The organism is Pedobacter frigidisoli, from assembly GCF_004331675.1.
In the GTDB taxonomy this organism is placed as follows: domain Bacteria; phylum Bacteroidota; class Bacteroidia; order Sphingobacteriales; family Sphingobacteriaceae; genus Pedobacter; species Pedobacter frigidisoli.
The window spans coordinates 492934-506042 of the sequence record NZ_SJSN01000001.1 but is presented as its reverse complement, the minus strand read 5'-3'; the positions used below and the strand labels follow the sequence as shown (position 1 = coordinate 506042).

At 36.6% G+C, this 13109-nt stretch carries 17 protein-coding genes; 3 read left to right on the top strand and 14 right to left on the bottom strand.

Features of this window, described 5'->3' with window-relative positions:
* Positions 1 to 38: 38 nt before the first annotated feature.
* Both EZ449_RS02175 and EZ449_RS02170 read right to left on the bottom strand, forming a co-directional pair.
* Complete coding sequence (locus EZ449_RS02175; protein WP_131556306.1) at positions 39 to 494, bottom strand: PA2169 family four-helix-bundle protein; 456 nt, start codon at positions 492 to 494, stop codon at positions 39 to 41.
* Between the two features lie 109 nt (positions 495 to 603).
* Positions 604 to 1164 carry a DUF1543 domain-containing protein gene (locus EZ449_RS02170; RefSeq protein WP_131556305.1) on the bottom strand — a complete coding sequence of 187 codons (561 nt, stop codon included), beginning with the start codon at positions 1162 to 1164 and terminating at the stop codon, positions 604 to 606.
* Positions 1165 to 1287: 123 nt separating this feature from the next.
* On the opposite strand from EZ449_RS02170, the gene EZ449_RS02165 reads away from it, so the two are divergent.
* Positions 1288 to 1962, top strand: coding sequence for a hypothetical protein (locus tag EZ449_RS02165; RefSeq protein ID WP_131556304.1), 675 nt, complete (start codon positions 1288 to 1290; stop codon positions 1960 to 1962).
* A gap of 58 nt (positions 1963 to 2020) precedes the next feature.
* Positions 2021 to 2425, top strand: coding sequence for a hypothetical protein (locus EZ449_RS02160; RefSeq protein WP_131556303.1), 405 nt, complete (start codon positions 2021 to 2023; stop codon positions 2423 to 2425).
* 62 nt (positions 2426 to 2487) lie between these two features.
* On the opposite strand, the gene EZ449_RS02155 is transcribed toward EZ449_RS02160, so the two are convergent.
* From EZ449_RS02155 to EZ449_RS02115, 9 genes are all read right to left on the bottom strand, one after another.
* On the bottom strand, positions 2488 to 3258 hold the full coding sequence (locus EZ449_RS02155; protein WP_131556302.1) for a ThuA domain-containing protein: 771 nt from the start codon (positions 3256 to 3258) through the stop codon (positions 2488 to 2490).
* Between the two features lie 57 nt (positions 3259 to 3315).
* Positions 3316 to 3750 (bottom strand): low molecular weight protein-tyrosine-phosphatase, encoded by a 435-nt coding sequence (locus EZ449_RS02150; RefSeq protein ID WP_131556301.1) that lies wholly within the window; start codon positions 3748 to 3750, stop codon positions 3316 to 3318.
* A 2-nt stretch (positions 3751 to 3752) separates the two neighbouring features.
* On the bottom strand, positions 3753 to 4187 hold the full coding sequence (locus tag EZ449_RS02145) for a hypothetical protein (RefSeq protein WP_131556300.1): 435 nt from the start codon (positions 4185 to 4187) through the stop codon (positions 3753 to 3755).
* Between the two features lie 92 nt (positions 4188 to 4279).
* Entirely contained in the window at positions 4280 to 5086 is an 807-nt protein-coding gene (locus EZ449_RS02140) for a S1/P1 nuclease (protein ID WP_131556299.1), read from the bottom strand.
* Between the two features lies 1 nt (position 5087).
* On the bottom strand, positions 5088 to 5642 hold the full coding sequence (locus EZ449_RS02135) for a fumarate hydratase (protein ID WP_225872202.1): 555 nt from the start codon (positions 5640 to 5642) through the stop codon (positions 5088 to 5090).
* Between the two features lies 1 nt (position 5643).
* Positions 5644 to 5997: a hypothetical protein gene (locus EZ449_RS02130; protein ID WP_131556298.1), complete on the bottom strand. Its 354-nt coding sequence runs from the start codon at positions 5995 to 5997 to the stop codon at positions 5644 to 5646.
* Between the two features lie 327 nt (positions 5998 to 6324).
* Positions 6325 to 7722 carry a class II fumarate hydratase gene (gene fumC, locus EZ449_RS02125; RefSeq protein WP_131556297.1) on the bottom strand — a complete coding sequence of 466 codons (1398 nt, stop codon included), beginning with the start codon at positions 7720 to 7722 and terminating at the stop codon, positions 6325 to 6327.
* 350 nt (positions 7723 to 8072) lie between these two features.
* Positions 8073 to 8321 carry a DUF6814 family protein gene (locus EZ449_RS02120; protein WP_131556296.1) on the bottom strand — a complete coding sequence of 83 codons (249 nt, stop codon included), beginning with the start codon at positions 8319 to 8321 and terminating at the stop codon, positions 8073 to 8075.
* Positions 8322 to 8332: 11 nt separating this feature from the next.
* A complete protein-coding gene (locus EZ449_RS02115) occupies positions 8333 to 9856 on the bottom strand; it encodes an MFS transporter (RefSeq protein WP_131556295.1) in 1524 nt (507 codons plus the stop codon).
* 135 nt (positions 9857 to 9991) lie between these two features.
* On the opposite strand from EZ449_RS02115, the gene EZ449_RS02110 reads away from it, so the two are divergent.
* A complete protein-coding gene (locus EZ449_RS02110; protein WP_131556294.1) occupies positions 9992 to 10882 on the top strand; it encodes a bestrophin family protein in 891 nt (296 codons plus the stop codon).
* A gap of 181 nt (positions 10883 to 11063) precedes the next feature.
* On the opposite strand, the gene EZ449_RS22555 is transcribed toward EZ449_RS02110, so the two are convergent.
* The 3 genes from EZ449_RS22555 to EZ449_RS02100 all read right to left on the bottom strand — a co-directional run bounded on the left by EZ449_RS22555 (position 11064) and on the right by EZ449_RS02100 (position 13017).
* Positions 11064 to 11240 carry a hypothetical protein gene (locus EZ449_RS22555; protein ID WP_165499671.1) on the bottom strand — a complete coding sequence of 59 codons (177 nt, stop codon included), beginning with the start codon at positions 11238 to 11240 and terminating at the stop codon, positions 11064 to 11066.
* Between the two features lie 21 nt (positions 11241 to 11261).
* Positions 11262 to 11612: a peroxiredoxin family protein gene (locus tag EZ449_RS02105; RefSeq protein ID WP_131556293.1), complete on the bottom strand. Its 351-nt coding sequence runs from the start codon at positions 11610 to 11612 to the stop codon at positions 11262 to 11264.
* A gap of 118 nt (positions 11613 to 11730) precedes the next feature.
* On the bottom strand, positions 11731 to 13017 hold the full coding sequence (locus EZ449_RS02100; RefSeq protein ID WP_225872201.1) for a hypothetical protein: 1287 nt from the start codon (positions 13015 to 13017) through the stop codon (positions 11731 to 11733).
* Positions 13018 to 13109 lie beyond the last annotated feature (92 nt).

The window sequence follows — 13109 nt, the reverse complement described above, 5'->3', positions numbered from 1 at the left end:
TTCATCGGAAGGTTTTTTGGTTTATAGCTTAGGCTTAATTATGCTTGAGCATCACGTAATGCTTTAATTTCATCATGAGATCTTCTTAAAGAAGCCTTTTGGTCAGAGACTAACTCTCTAATATTTGATGGCAAATCTTCTTCCTCTAAGGCCATTTTATAAGCATTTTGAGCAGCGTCTTCGCCAAACTCGCAATTGTTTAAAACAGTTTGACGATCATGGCCTGTAAATAAGGCTTTCACATCCATCCAACCTCTGTAAATTTTACCTGAAGTAGTTGTTCCTGTTTCGATATCTTCACCTGAAGCCGCAACTTCAGTAGCTAAAGCCATTTTATATTTTTGGCTTTCTTCAATCATATTTAAGAATAAGGATTTTAAATCTGCGTCGCCGTCTTTTAATTCTTTGCGAGCTTTTTCATAACCTTCAATACGGTCATTATTAATTTGAACGAGATCATTAAGTACCTCTACTGTTGCTGTTGTAGTTTTCATGTTTTATAGATTTTGATGTTACTATTTCAACATGAACCCAAACAAAAGGTTTGTCATTTTTATAAAAAGCCTATTCCTGAAAGCTATATAGGTTTGATGTTTATTAGATTTATACTATATTTTTTATTGGTAGATATCCTAAATGAATTTCATCTTCGCTAAGCATATCTGTTGATGTAAGTTTCAGTTTGAATCTAGATTTTAAGTCTTCCGCAAGTACATCAGCAATCTCAAATATATCATCAACATCAATTCCGTATTTGTCATCAATGTGAGATACAGCACCTACAAATCCGGTGTGTTTATAAAAGGCAGTTTCTTTTGCTTCTTTTATCGCCAATGCCTTATTTTCTTTAGCCAATAACATTTTGTAATGCGGCTCATCAAATTCATTTGGGCGATATCCGCCAAGATTGATAAAGAAAAGATTTAATTTATTCTGGAAGCTTTCCGATGATGGAACAACTTCAATTTTACATCCATTTACACAGGTTACTTCCCGCCAGGCATCGATATGGATTTTCTGTTTTGCTTCAGGCCAGAAAGTGTAAATGTCGGGAATTAATGCCTTAAGGGAAGATGCAATGCCAAAGAAAATATCGTGTTGTTCTGTTTGCCTACCTTTTGGTTTACAGCCAAGCATCAGCATGTATAATTTTTGCTCGTTCATGTTAGTTTATTGTTACGCTAAAGTCGCAAATTTTTTACCGAAACTACATGCATTAAAGGCTTAAAATATCGATTTTACAAAGGCCTATTCTAAAATTGAAACCCAATTATTACTGTGAAATTTATGAGCATATTTAATCAGAATCCTCCCGATGGTGGTACAATGTACGCCGAAACAAACCTCGCTCAATTATTCCCAGAGCCCTTAAATACCATTACCAGTTGCTTTTTTTTGGCTATTGCCGTTTATTGGACTTTTAAATTATGGGGAAATACTAAGCAACATACATTTTTAACGATTGCCTTGGTATTACTCTATATTGGTGGAATCGGGGGAACTACCTATCATGGTTTAAGGCGTTGGCCAATTTTTATAATGATGGATTGGATGCCGATTATGCTGCTTTGTCTTTCTGCTGGAGTATATTTTTTGGCTAAATTAACTAAATGGTATTATGCCGTCTTGATTGTGGTTATCTATGCTTTCTTTCAATTTTACATCAGGAGACTTTTCTCGAATGGCGATTTCCAAATTTTCATCAATATCAATTATGCCCTGATGGCTGCTTTGGTTCTGTTTCCAGTATTTGGGTATTTGGTGAAAACAGAATGGGAAAATGGCAAGTGGGTGGGTTTTGCACTATTGGCATTTATATTTGCTTTAACTTTTAGAATTGCCGATAAATGGGAAGTATTATCAGTCGGCACACATTTCCTGTGGCATACATTTGGTGCTGTAGCCTCTTTCTGTATGTTGAATTATATTTATTTAACGAATTTTAAAAAAGTGAGATCTTAATAAATTGTTCATTCTTAAAAGGGGTATAAATATTATCTTCGCTTATAAAATTATTAAAATGAAGAAATTATTGATATTATCTGCCCTTATATTAGGTTTAAATTTTGCATCGAATGCACAAAGCTTTTTAAGTAAAGTTGGGTCTGCAGCAGCCAGCAGTGGCTTGGATATTGGAAGTTTAACCAATGGTATATTGGGTAAGCTTACTCCTGCATTAAGTTTAACGCCTGCTCAAAAGCCAACGGTTACTTCAATTGTGAAAGATTTCTTGGTACAAAAAGCAACTGCATTAGCTACTAAGCAAAATGATCCAACAGGTTCAAAAACTAAAGTTGCTAGCTTAATCTCTGGTTTAAAATCAAAATTGGGAACGGCCTTAACCATTGCACAGATGGCAAAGTTTACATCGCTAAAGCCTGCAACACCATCGGCAACGAATGTGTTATCGCAGTTGTTTTACTAAAGAAATTTTCATCTTGGGTTAATGAGAATAAATCTTTTCAGCGGCCCAAGATGAGATTAAAGTTAAGGTAACCTAGAATGCGCTTTGCTATAATCTAGTTTTTTCTGATGGCCAACAGCATATTCAATTCCACCCCATAAATGCTTCAAAAATTTATCTTCACGCCAGGTTTCATCTGTGTGGCCCATTGAAGTGTAAAAAGAACGGCCGCCGTCGAAGTTATGGTACCAACTAAAAGGATGGAATTTTCCATTTTTACCTCCATTATAAGAAGTTTCATCAATGGTAATTAAAACCTTAATATCAGGGTTAATATCCTTAAAATTATAGAGTTCATCCTTGTGCATCCAAACAGAATCTGTTATGAATTTTGTTGATGGGTGTTTTCTATCCTTAATGATAAATTTGGCTTCTTGAACCGCTGGATGACTTGTGAAATACGCCCCGGCCAACTTTCCATACCAAGGCCAATCGTATTCTGTATCGGTGGCTGCATGTATGCCAACATAACCTCCGCCAGCTTGAATATACCTTTCAAACGCAGCTTGTTGGGCATTGTTTAAAACATCGCCAGTGGTGCTCAAAAAGATTACCGCTGCATATTGTTTTAAATTATCCTCTGTAAAAAGTGCTGCATTTTCTGTAGTGTCAACATCGAAATGATGATCCATTCCCAGCTTTTGAATGGTTGTTTTACCTACACCAATACTCGCATGTCTATAGCCTTTGGTTTTGGAAAACACCAAAATCTTTGGGTTCTTTTTTGGCGTAATAAATCCCTGAAATAAAATGATGGTTGCAATTAATAGGCAAAAGGAAATAACCTTTTTCATGGTTCGACTTTGGTTAGGTGATGAAAATATTTTTCAGAATTGATCTGAGCCTTAAATTTAAGAAAGTTGTTTGATAATCTCTCTACATCTTTCTTCAACTTGTTGGCAAACTGGACTAAACAAGTCATTATCCCAATAAGGATCTGTAACTTCATCGTTATCTAAGAAAAGTTTAACTTTTTGGCGGTCCTCGTTATTTTTGGCGAGGCTTTGTACATCCTTTAAATTGTTTTTATCCATTACTAAAATCAGATCATATTTAGCAAACATGGCATGATTGAATTGTTGTGCCCTTTGTGTGCTAATATCGTAACCAAAAGATTTAGCAGCAGCAATACTTCTATGATCTGGCGCTTTGCCAATATGCCAATTACCTGTTCCAGCTGAGGCAATTTCCCAATTGAGATTTTGTGCCTTAGAAAGGTGACGCATAATGCCTTCCGCTAAAGGCGAGCGACAAATGTTACCCAAACAAACCATTAAAATTTTCAAACTTATTTAGATCTTGCAGTGTAAATATAAGTAACAGTGTAGTTAATATTATCTTGATTGAAACTATACTTATCTGTAATAATATTCCCACTTAGGATTACATTGTGAGGTTGACCATCGTTAAGTGTTATCTCATTTCCTTTTTTACTCCATTTGGCATTTTGATAAGATATCATATCACATAATGGCCCGTTGGATGTAAATGCGAAAGATCCATCGTTTGAAAAAGAAAGCGTATAATTATTATTTAAACAACCCGATGGGCCAGACATAATTTTGAAATTTGTTTCTGCCCTACCATTAACAACCAATGCTGGACTGATGGTTGCAGATGTAAGTGGCCAACTGTACTTTGTAATGTCATCTTCTACAGTTTCATTTTTTTTCTTACAACCGAATGCCACACAGATGGCTAAAATTAGGATTAGTTTTTTCATCGTTATTTATTTTTATCATAAACGGGATTCAAAACGGTTATGCTACAAGTTAAAAAAAATGCCCCGATTTTTGATCGAAGCATTTAATGAAGTTATTTGTAAATATCATTCAGCATTTTCGCCAAACGAACGCCACCTTTTAGCAATTGTTCATTCAAGGTGCTTGACCAATCAAAGTTGTAACGATAACTCAACTTAGAATCTGGCTTTGTGTTTTCGTAAATTTTTGCGCAAACAGTGTAAGATTCAAATATATTTTCTTTTAAACTTGTGTTTTTCCAATTGTAGAGTTGGATTGCAGATGGATGATTAATCGCTTTCGCAAATTCGGTATAGCTTAATTGTTGATATTCGATTAATTGCTCATCCCAAACCCGGTGGAGGTTAGATTTTTCGTTAAACCATAAAACAGAAACTCTGTTGCCACCTAAATCTTCCTTATGGGCAACATGCATGGGTTGGCATAAATCGCCTGCCATGTGTACAAGCATGCGTAATGCAAGTTTTTTTTCATCGGCTGTACTGCTTGCTTTCTTTAAAATAGCAGTTAAATCGATGATCTTGTTGTAAAGATTTGGTGCTTTTTCAGTTTCTAAAATGCTGAAAACACCTTGCTTATCTAAACCTCCGGGAAGATTAACAAAATGCCAATTATACATATAATTGTAGGTAGAATCTGATTTAATAAAATCGCCCCAATTTGCCGACATTGCCAAACTTTCTGAACCTAAAATTCCTTGAATGGCTTTACGGGCTTTTGCGTTTAAATAGCTGTCGGCAATTTCGCCAACCACACGGTGACCAATCATTCCCCAAGCATTTACTTGCATGGGTAAATAAGCCAACAAACCAATTGCAGCAGTTGTAATTAATTTTCTTTTGATCGTTTTGAATATCATGTTATAATTCTTTTTGTACACAGGTAACTTTTTCTTTGAGTGATAACTTAATTTGGCGTTGGTCGCTCATGCTTTCCAAAACCAGTGTATCCGTTGATTTTTTCTTAATTAGGAAGTTTTTATCGTACCTGCCAATGCGATAACAACCCGAAATTTTTTGTTTGTAATTGGCATGGGTAAATGTTGCGCCAACAAATAAGGTATCTCCACGAACGGCGTAAACCCCCTTGGCATATTCTTTCCAAACACCCTTATTGTAGCAGGAATCTTCGTAGAAATTAACTTTGCTGTGGGTAACCAAATCCAGGTAAACCGAATCGCAAGTAAATTTAAAATGGTGTTGGGTATAATTGCTCAATTTATTACTGTAAGCTACCGAATCTTCGTTCCAAATACCCTGCATAAAAGCCTCGCCTTTGCCCTGAATATTAGGGCGAGGAGAACAGGAACTTAAAAAAGGTAAAAGGTAAAAGGCAAAAGGTAAAAGGTAAAAATACCTTAAGCTAATAGATACGCCAAACATTTTCAATTGATTAAACTTAATATTAGCCAGCATACTATTTAAAATTCTGTGGAAATTGATTTGAAAGGCCTTTGTTCGTGTTTACCGTAGTGTTGATTAACATAAACAAACCAATTGCAAAACAAATTCCAGCGATGAAACTGATAATGCCCGCAATGGTGTAGTAACTCGAAGTGTCATTAACTGAAATTGCCCATGATCGCATAAAATATGGCATTAAGAAGCTATAAAAAATTGTAAGTAATAGAGAAAGACCAGAGCCAATTATTAATAATATCGAATCAGGTTTTACATTTTTTGAAATATAATAACAGCTAGCAATAAAAACAATTATTGATGGTATAATTGAAACGAAACCGAACAATGCTGACATAAATGAACTTTCCATATTTTTGAGTTTGTGTTTAAATTTGCATGTCGCAAAATGAGTTTTAATTGCTGTTTTTTGTTATATAAACCCGATTGAAGCGGAAAGCTTTTTTTTATTGCACCAACCTTGAACAATTTGTCATGCTGAGGCACGAAGCATCTGCAAACGATGAAACAGATGCTTCGTGCCTCAGCATGACAGATGTTGAAAAAACTTGAAGCAAAAAGCGGGACTTTCGTATCCGAAGTACGAATGGCCCTGCTTTTCAAAAATCCGAAACCCATACCTTTCTAACATTTTGCATGAACGATAGAAAAAAGTTCCCCCTTTAGGGGGCTAGGGGGTTTATTTCAAACTCCCCACCATATCTTCCGGGCGAACCCACTCATCGAATTGTTCGTTCGTTAATAAGCCCAATTCTACCGCCGCAGCCTTTAATGTTTTATTTTCTTTGTGCGCTTTCTTCGCAATTTTAGCGGCGTTTTCATAACCCACATGCGGATTTAAAGCCGTAACCAGCATCAATGAGTTTTGCAAATGTTTCTCAATTTCAGGTAGGTTCGCTGTAATTCCCTCCGCACATTTATCTGTAAATGAAACGCATGCATCGCCAATTAAACGAGCCGATTGCAATACATTTGCTGCAATTAAAGGTTTGAAAACGTTCAATTCGAAATGACCTGACATGCCGCCGATGGAAACCGCCACATCGTTACCCATCACCTGGGCACAAACCATGGTTAATGCTTCGGGTTGTGTCGGGTTAACTTTTCCCGGCATGATAGAAGAACCCGGTTCGTTGTCAGGAATAACAATTTCGCCAATACCACAACGCGGACCAGAGCTTAACATACGCACATCGTTCGCTACTTTCATCAAGGCTACCGCAGTACGTTTTAAAGCGCCAGAAAGTTCAACCATTGCATCGTGAGCAGCTAAAGCTTCGAATTTATTTGGCGCCGTAACGAAAGGTAAACCAGTTAAATCGGCGATTTTTTGAGCTACTAAAACATCGTAACCTTTTGGCGTATTTAAACCAGTACCAACAGCGGTACCACCTAGCGCCAATTCTGCAACCATAACCAAAGCATTTTTAATTGCCCTGATGCTATTGTCGATTTGCTGAACATAACCCGAAAACTCTTGCCCTAAGGTTAACGGAGTTGCATCCATAAAGTGTGTACGTCCAGTTTTAACAATCGAACTAAATTCCTCAACCTTTTTGGCCAAGGCATTGCGCAATTTTTCTAAACCTGGAATGGTATTTTCTACCGTTAATTTATAAGCTGCAATGTGCATTGCAGTTGGATAGGTATCGTTTGATGATTGTGATTTGTTAACATCATCATTCGGATGAAGTACTTTTTTATCATCAGCCAATGCGCCGCCATTTATAACGTGAGCACGGTTTGCAATCACCTCGTTTCCGTTCATGTTACTTTGCGTACCCGAACCGGTTTGCCAAATTACCAGTGGAAATTGGTCGTCTAATTGGCCGGCGATTATTTCATCGCAAGCTTTAGCAATTAGCTCCGCTTTTTCGGCAGAAAGTACGCCAAGCTCGGTATTTGCCAATGCCGCAGCTTTTTTCAAATAGCCAAAAGCATGAATAATTTCTTTAGGCATTGAACCCTCAGGGCCGATTTTGAAGTTATTGCGTGAGCGTTCGGTTTGTGCACCCCAGTATTTATCGGCAGGTACTTGCACCTCGCCCATGGTATCGTGTTCTATTCTGAAACTCATTATATTTTGATTTTTGTTGTGGCAAATTTAAGTTTTTTGCCTATAAAGCAAGGTATTATCTTCGATATTTCCAGAGGTAGGATTGTAACGATTTTTACTGCGGCTTGATGATAGCAATTTAAGGATGATACAGATTTTATTTTTTAAGGGGAATGCAATGGTTGTGGTTCACTTTAGCTGTCGTTTGGTCAATCTTTCGGAATGGCTTCCTCATTAAAAAAACCATTTCCGAAACGATCTGGTTAAATAGTTTTGGAAATGGTTTTTAGAACCAAGTGCAAGGTAAATCTTGAGCATGCTGGAGATCTTTATGTAACTTATTTAGGTTTTGATGCAAAATCTAACCTTATCTATAACGCTGAATTATCTGGCAATTTTTCATATTCGCCTTTCCAGGCATAAAACCCAAAAATCATCAGCCCTAAACTTATGGGTAAGAAAATAAAAAGTATAATTCCCCATTGCAAAATGGTATTTGTTCTTTCGATATCGGTATGGGTTAAGCCCACTTTTTCTACAGCCTGTATAAAAAGAAAGGTCATCGCCAATGGTCCTAAAACCATCCAAACTAATCCTAAAAATTTCTTTAACGCGTTCATCTTTAAATTATTTAATCGTTAATACTTTCGTCTCTTTTATTCGATAAATAAATCGTCCCTATAATTAAGCTCAGAGCCGCAATTCCTATTGGATACCAAAGTCCAGATAAAGGTGTGGAGCCTGCAAAACTGGCAATTAACGTTGCAATAAATGGAACCAAACCACCAAATACGCCGTTACCAATGTGATAAGGTAAAGACATGGAGGTATATCTAATTTTAGTTGGGAAAAGCTCTACCAAAAAGGCTGCAATTGGTCCGTAAACCATCGTAACCAATAAAATTTGGAAGAAAATTAATCCGACAAATTTCCAGAATATTGGTGTAGGTAAAACCTTGTCCTTTAAAATTTCTTTGGCGGGTAAAACTCCCTTTGAAACCGAAATCGTATCAGTCTGAATTTTGTTAAATGATGCTCCGTTTTTTAGTATAACCTTAGTCGAAATGGTTCTTAAGCTATCAGGAGTGTTTGGGATCAAAACTGCTGTTGCTGGCATTGCCGTTGTAGATGAAACATCATTTTGCTCAATTTTAGAGAAGTCGGTATCATCCAAAAACATTTGGTAGATTGGACGATAGAAAATAATCCCCAAGAGCATTCCAGAGAGCATAATCCACTTTCTTCCAACCTTGTCGCTCCACGCTCCGAAGATTACAAAGAACGGTGTAGCAAAAGCAATTCCCCAAAGTAAAATGTATCTGGAATCGTTAAAATCCAATTTACAGGTGTTCTCCAAAAATGATTGCGCATAAAACTGGCCTGTGTACCAAATCACACCTTGACCCATTGTTGCGCCAAATAGCGCAAGTAAAACCATTTTAAAATTTGCCTTATTATTAAAGCTTTCTTTTAATGGATTTTTAGAGATATTCCCTTCTGCTTTTAGCTTGGAAAACATAGGTGATTCGTGCATTTTCATTCGGATGTAGATAGAAACTACAACCAGAACGATAGACAATAGAAACGGAATTCTCCAGCCCCAATCTCCAAATGCATCTGCACCCAAAATGTTTTTTGTAATTACAATTACGCCCAATGAAAGAAATAGCCCTAAGGTTGCCGTAGTTTGAATCCAGCTGGTAAAAAAACCTCTTCTGTTTTTTGGGGCATGTTCGGCTACATAAGTTGCGGCTCCACCATATTCACCACCCAAAGCCAGGCCTTGAATTAACCTTAAAATGAGCACTAAAATTGGTGCGGCATATCCTATACTTTTGTATGAGGGGATTAATCCAATTAAAAAAGTAGATCCACCCATTAAAACTAGGGTTAACAGAAAGGTGTATTTCCTGCCAATTAAATCGCCTAACCTACCGAAAACCAAAGCTCCGAAAGGACGAACGATAAAACCCGCAGCAAAAATCGCTAAAGTATTAATTAGCGCAGATGCGCCTGCATCTTCTGGAAAAAGTTGATGCCCAATGATCACCGCAAGGCTACCGAAAATGTAAAAATCGTACCACTCGATTAATGTACCAAGTGATGAAGCACCGATGACTTTAAAGATATTGTTCTTGGGTAAGGTTTCGCTCATAAGAATAGGAATATTTGGTTTCCCAATATAAACATTTGAATCACAATCGGCAACCTGCGCTTCCTGCCATTAAAATTGTTACATTATAAAACATTTTGGCCTTATGTTTGTATTTTCATTTTCCATTCAAATTATATGCTTTTAATACAAAATATCAGGTTCAGTAGAATTTTAAGAAATACGTGGCAGGTTGACCTCATTATGATCGCCTCCTGCACAGTTGCTTATTTCGTTAGGGAATATTTAATAGCGCACCATTTTGTAATTCCTTCAATTATACCAACACTTCTAGGAACGGCAATTGCTTTTTTTATTGGTTTTAATAATAACCAAGCGTACGACAGGTGGTGGGAAGGACGAAAAATTTGGGGCGCATTGGTAAATGATTCTCGATCTTTCGCAAGAGCTTTGCTCAACTATGTTGATGGAGATGATGCCATAGCAAAGAGGATGATCTGTAGGCATATCGCCTTTCTATATGCATTAAAAGCAAGTCTTCGTGGAACCGTAGATGAAATTTATGTAAAATATTTGCCTGAGGAGGATTTGCATGAGATTGAAAAACATGCCAATACCCATAATGCAATCTTAAATATTCAATCAAGGGATTTACAAATCTTATCTAAAGCAAATGCCATAGATGGTTTTAGGTTTATGGAAATTAATGAAATGCTGGTTAGGTTCTCTGATTCGATGGGCATGAGCGAAAGAATTAAAAACACCATATTTCCAACAACATATACTTATTTAACCAAGGTGTTTATCTGGCTGTTTGTAGTAACCTTTACGTTAGTTATTAGTCCCGATGCCGGACCTGCAGCTATATTTTTAGGTTGGCTAATTGGTTTTGTTTTTGTTTCTACCCAAATTAATGGAATGAGTTTAGTAAATCCTTTTGAAAATAATTCTGCAGGTGTTCCACTAAATCAAATCACCAGAACAATTGAAATTAATCTTTTGCAAATGATGGAGGAAAATGAGATTCCTGAACCTATAAAGCCAATAAACGAGGAATATATACTTTAATTTTTCGCTGTTCTTTTTCCAATTATCGACAAGATTGGGAGCACACTAAATTGAGATATTCTCCAAGTTACAAAGTAATATCATCCAAATGGAACAAAAGAACAACTAAGCTAACACTTTCTTTTGTTCCTTTTGTAGTAAAAAAGGGATGAATTATACCGCCCAACCAGCAACTTTAATTCTATTTATTCTTATTGATTTCCAACTTTAATTTCTCTAAAAAGATTTCAGATTTAGCTTTGAAATTAGGGTCGATAAAGGAAATGTTTGCTGTGGCATAAATGATTTTTCCATCTTTACCGACTAGAATATTCGATGGAAAACCGTGGTTAATATTCAGCTTTCTAATTTCATCCATCGTTAGACTAACAATTTCATATCAATAACCATTGCGTTTTTGAAACCGCTTAGCCGATTGCGGTGAATCGTGAGTGATCCCGATGAAACGAATATTATTACCTGCGTATTTCCTTACCAAATCATTCAATTCTGGCATTTCAGCTATGCAAGGCGGGCATTTTTCGAACCAAAAATTAATCACTACAATTTGATTTTTAAGGTCGCTTTTAGAAAAAGGCTTTTTATTTATGGTAAGTCCTTTAAAATTCGGCAATTCCTTTCCCACTAAATCCTCGAAGAAAGTTTCTTGAGTAGCCCATTTTATTGGGGCTTCTTGGGCTTGGGCGAAACACCCAATAAACAGAAAGAAGAGCAACGAACAAGTTTTCATCAGTAAACAAAGATAGGGAACAGGAGATTATAAATTTCTCAATTTAACGATAACCTAAAACCAAAAAAAGCCTTGCCGAAAATTGGCAAGACTTTATAGTTGTTTAGCTTGGAAATTCTTATTTAAAAGTAACTGAACCGTACTCGGTTTTAATGGAAACATTTCCTGTTCCGCCGCTACCTATTTTACCACTGTATTTTTTATCCTCATCATCTTTACTTACTAAGTTAGATGTTACGTTTGCACCATATTTAAAGCCTGCGTAAGAAGTAGATACGTTGAAGTTACCATTGTAACGATCTGCAAAACCTAAACCGAGGCTCGCATATTCGCCAATAAAGCTGAAATTTCTACAGGCTGGTGTAATTTCGCTTACACTCAGTCTGTTGTAATCCATATTGATATTAGCATCGCCATTTAAGGTGCCCACTGTTACGTTTGAGTACTCTGCATTAACCGCAATTTTCCCTGCCGAAGCAATATTTAAATCGCCATAAGCTTGTTTAATTACTGTGTTGCCTTTAACAGTATTGATGTTTACTTTGGCATATTCTGCATTCAACAACAAATTTCCTCCAATTGTACCCACGGTTAAACCTTTGCCGTATTGAACTTTAATATCGGCAGATCTCCTAATCGTATTGATATTTACACCAACATATTCGGCATCTAACTCTAAAGTTCCAACTGCTCCGATAGTTACCGGACCATTATATTCGTGTTTGATTACTGCAGCATTCAAATCCTGCACATCGCATTTGCCATATTGAACATTAATATAGTTGTTGATATTGCTCAAATTGCCGGCTACCAAGTTGCCATATTGTACTTTTAATGAAGTTGGGCCAGCGAAATTGCCTAATTCCACATTACCATATTGTTGTAAAACCGTTAACGGATTAACAGCAGGCATGTACACTACGTAATTAATCTTTACTTCCCTTCTCCAAGTGGTTACGCCGTTTTTCACGCCTCTACCCCAGCGCCCGCTTCTATCGTCCATATTGGTTTTAAAAGAAACTACATCAGCGGTTTTATTGGCATCGATATTAACTGCATCAATTAGTTTTTGAGCATCGCTGTCAGAGTTGCTATAGGCTTTAATATCCACATCTACCCGAACTTCTTTCTTATCCCATGTTTTAACTACAATAGTTCCGTATTGGTTATTCAGGTTTATCTTATCGTTATTATCTACACTAAAGCTTTTGCTGAAAGATTTTGAGCGTTCTGCATCTGCACCAGATTTTGCATCATCATTAATGCTTACTGTAGTATTTTCTAATGATACCTTAACGTTATTAGAAGCATAAGTATCAGGCGAAATGACCACAACGGTTTGCTGAGCATAACTTTTTACGGCGATGAAAGCCATAATGGCTAAAAATATTTTAAGTGTTTTCATGTTGTTAATTGTTAAACATTCAATCGCTATAAACCTGCCGACCGGCTTTAGCGTAAAAATGTGGTGAGCGTATTTGTAGCATCAAGTATTTA